3 protein-coding genes are annotated in these 3386 nt (G+C 73.2%); 1 reads left to right on the top strand and 2 read right to left on the bottom strand.

Translation table 11 applies throughout. The features are described 5' to 3' along the window. Nucleotides 1–1854: SpoIIE family protein phosphatase (locus L0P92_RS43220; RefSeq protein ID WP_234768614.1), on the top strand; the 1854-nt coding region annotated here is incomplete at its 5' end. An 18-nt stretch (nt 1855–1872) separates the two neighbouring features. Here the strand turns inward: L0P92_RS43220 and L0P92_RS43215 are convergent. Together L0P92_RS43215 and L0P92_RS43210 are read right to left on the bottom strand one after the other, a co-directional pair. Then, on the bottom strand, nt 1873–2382 hold the full coding sequence (locus L0P92_RS43215; RefSeq protein ID WP_234768613.1) for an O-acetyl-ADP-ribose deacetylase: 510 nt from the start codon (nt 2380–2382) through the stop codon (nt 1873–1875). Nucleotides 2383–2423: 41 nt separating this feature from the next. After that, nucleotides 2424–3386: cytochrome P450 (locus L0P92_RS43210; RefSeq protein WP_234768612.1), on the bottom strand; the 963-nt coding region annotated here is incomplete at its 5' end.

The raw sequence follows: 3386 nt of genomic DNA, 5'->3' as shown, positions 1-3386 counted from the left end.
CTTCCCGCCCTCCCGCAGATCCGGGCCTTCCGCCACTGGATGCTCGACGAGATCGCGGGCCAGCTGTCCGGCCGGCGCCCCACCGCGTGGACGCAGGTCCCCGGCGCGCCGGGCGCCACCCCCACCCAGCTGGCGCCCTGGGACGCGAGCGAGGTGGAGGCGTCCGACGTGCCGACCGTCGCGGCCGACGACGGCAACCGGATCATCGCCGTGAACCACGCCGCGGCGAGCCTGCTGGGCCGGCCCGCCCATGATCTCGTCGGGCAGCGGCTGACCGTGCTGATGCCCGAGCATCTGCGCGAGCGGCACATCGCGGCCTTCACCTCGCTGCTGCTCACCGGCGAGTCCCGCATCCTGGGCCGTTCCATACCGGTTCCCGCCCTGCACCGTGACGGCCATGTGATCCCCGTCCGGCTGTCCATCCAGACCCAGGAGGCGGTCGACGGACGCACCGTGTTCGTCGCCCACCTCACCACGACGACGGTGGTCCCCGCCCCGCCGCACGCCCCGCGGGACGAGCGGTACCCGACACGGCCCGTTCCGGGCCCGGTACATCTGCCCACCACCGCCAAGAGGGCGCACGGGACGGGCGACGGGGCGGCGGTGTGGCTGGCGCTGTTCGCCGACGCCGGCCGGGCCCTGCACAGCACCCTCGACGTGGACGAGCGGCTGCGGCGGGTGTGCCATGTCCTGACCCGGGAACTGGCCGACTGGTGTGCGGCGGACCTCCTCGACGAAGACGGGCGGCTGCGGCGGGTCTGCGTCGCGCACCGCGACCCCCGGGTGCCGGTCCCGGACAGGCACCTCGGCCCGCTGCCCACGGTGTCCGAGACCTCGCGGGGATCCCTGGCCCGGGTCCTGCGCGGCGCCGGACCGCTGCTGGAGACCGGCCTTCCCCGGACCGGACCGGCGCAGAGCCCGCTGGAGGCCCGGCAGCTGGAACTGATGGCGGACCTGGGCGCGAGCAGTTCCGTCGTCGCTCCGCTACGGGCCCAGCGGGAAGTCATCGGCGCCCTGACCATGGTCCGCGTCAGGGACGTGCCGCCGTTCACCAAGGACGACATCCCGCTGATCGCGGAACTGGTGCGCGCCATCGCGCTCGCGGTCGACAACGCCCGTCTGCACCGGCACGCCCACGACAACGCCGAACACCTCCAGCGCGCCCTGCTCCCCGAGCTGCCGCGCGCCGAGCACCTCCAGCTGACCGCCCGCTACATCCCTTCCAGCAGGACCGCCGAGGTCGGCGGTGACTGGTATGACGCGTTCACCCTGCCCGGTGGCGACACGGTGCTGGTCATCGGTGACGTGACGGGCCATGACCTGCGGGCCGCCGTGGCCATGAGCGCCTTGCGCAACATGCTGCGCGGCATCGCCGTGGACCGCCAGGAACCACCCGGAGAGGTGCTGCGCCGCCTGGACCTGGCCAGCCAGACCCTGTCCCCGCACTCCACGGCCACCTGCGCCTACGCCGTGGTCAAGAGCGACGGCGACACGGTGAACCTGAACCACTCCTCCGCCGGTCACCTGCCGCCCCTGCTGACCACGCGGGCAGGTGACGCCCGCTTCCTGGACGCGGGCCGGGGCCTGCTGATCGGCATGGATCCGGATCTGCCCCGCCCCTCGGCCTGCGACCCGCTGCCCCCCGACTCGACCCTGCTGTTCTTCACCGACGGCCTCATCGAACGGCGCGGAGAGCCCCTGGACGACGCCCTGGCCCGACTGCGCCAGTACGCCGCGGGCCACGCCCGGGATCCCCTGGACGTCTTCTGCGACGAACTGGTCATCCGGTTCGGCGCCGACACCACCGACGACATCGCCCTGCTCGCCCTGCGCCTCACCCCGCCACCGGACTGAGCTCCACCAGGGTGTACGTCAGCCGAGCACCCGGGCGAACTCGTCGTACGCGCGGTCGTCGAACAGGACGAACCGCACCTCCTCGACCGCCGTCGGTGTGTCCCGCACCGTCTCCACCGCGATCCGCGCGCCGTCGTCCATCGGCCAGCGGTAGACGCCGGTGGAGATCGCCGGGAACGCGACCGTCCGGGCGCCGAGTTCACCGGCGATCCGCAGTGACTCGCGGTAGCAGGAGGCGAGCAGCTCGGAGCGGTCCTCGGTGGCCGACCAGACCGGCCCCACCGTGTGGATCACCCAGCGCGCGTCCAGGTTCCCCGCGGTGGTGGCGACCGCCTGCCCCGCGGCCAGGCCCTTGCCGTAGTGGGAGGCGCGCAGCTTGCGGCACTCGTCGAGGATGGCGGGGCCGCCGCGGCGGTGGATGGCGCCGTCGACCCCTCCCCCGCCGAGGAGGGAGGAGTTCGCGGCGTTGACGATCGCGTCGACGCTCTCCCGGGTGATGTCGCCCTGGACGAGCCTGATGGTGGTCATGGCTGCCTCTATAGCAGGAAGGCCAGGCCACCGCAGATTCATCACCAGGCGACCGGCAGCGAGCGCACCCCGTGGACCGTGCTCGTCGAGAGGGCGAGCGACTCGGGCGGGGCCGTCATGCGCAGGGACGGCAGCCTGCGGAACAGGGTGGACAGACCGAGCCGGAGTTCGGTGCGGGCAAGGGACTGGCCGAGGCACTGGTGCAGGCCGTGACCGAAGGCGAGGTGCCCGCTCGCGTCGCGGCGGACGTCGAGGCCGTCGGGGTCGGCGTACACGGCCGGATCACGGTTGGCGGCCTGCAGGGCGACCACCACGCCCTCGCCCGCACGGACGCGGACGCCGGACAGGTCGACGTCCTGTGTGGCGACCCGCCGTATCCCGGAGTGGATGACGGTCAGATGGCGCAGGAGTTCCTCCACCGCCGCCGGCCACAGGGAGTCGTCGGCGCGCAGCGCGTCCAGTTGCGCCGGGTGCTGGAGCAGGGCGATGGCGGCCAGCGGGAACATGTTGGCCGTCGTCTCGTGGCCCGCCAGCAGGAGGAGGGAGACCATGCCGGTCGCCTCGTCGAGGGTGGCCTCGCCGGTCGCGACGCGTTCCGTGGCCAGCCGGGAGACGAGGTCGTCGGCGGGGTCGTGGGTGCGGCGCTCGATGAGGGCGCGCAGATAGCCGTAGAGCGCCATGCGGGCGGCCATCGCCTCGGCCGGGTCGCCGGCGACGCTGGTGAGAGCGTTGGACTTCTCGCGGAAGAAGCCGTGGTCCTCGTAGGGGACGCCGAGGAGTTCGCAGATGGCGAGGGTGGGCAGCGGCAGCGCGTACGAGGCGACCAGGTCCGCCTCCGTCGCGTCGCCGTCGGTCATCGCGTCCAGCAGGTCGTCGCAGATCCGCTGGACGGCGCCCTCCATCTGCTCGATGCGCCGGAAGGTGAAGTCGGGGATCAGCATGCGGCGCAGCCGGGTGTGGTCCGGCGGGTCCATCTGGTGGAAGAGGCCGGGGGCCTGGGGCGG

This window comes from Streptomyces muensis (assembly GCF_021474425.1).
GTDB classification, from domain to species: Bacteria; Actinomycetota; Actinomycetes; order Streptomycetales; family Streptomycetaceae; genus Streptomyces; species Streptomyces muensis.
This window is presented reverse-complemented; position numbering and strand designations above follow the sequence as displayed.

Coding starts and splice junctions, on each gene's coding strand:
- L0P92_RS43215 (WP_234768613.1), bottom strand. CDS start 2,382: ATGACCACCATCAGGCTCGTCCAGGGCGACATCACCCGGGAGAGCGTC.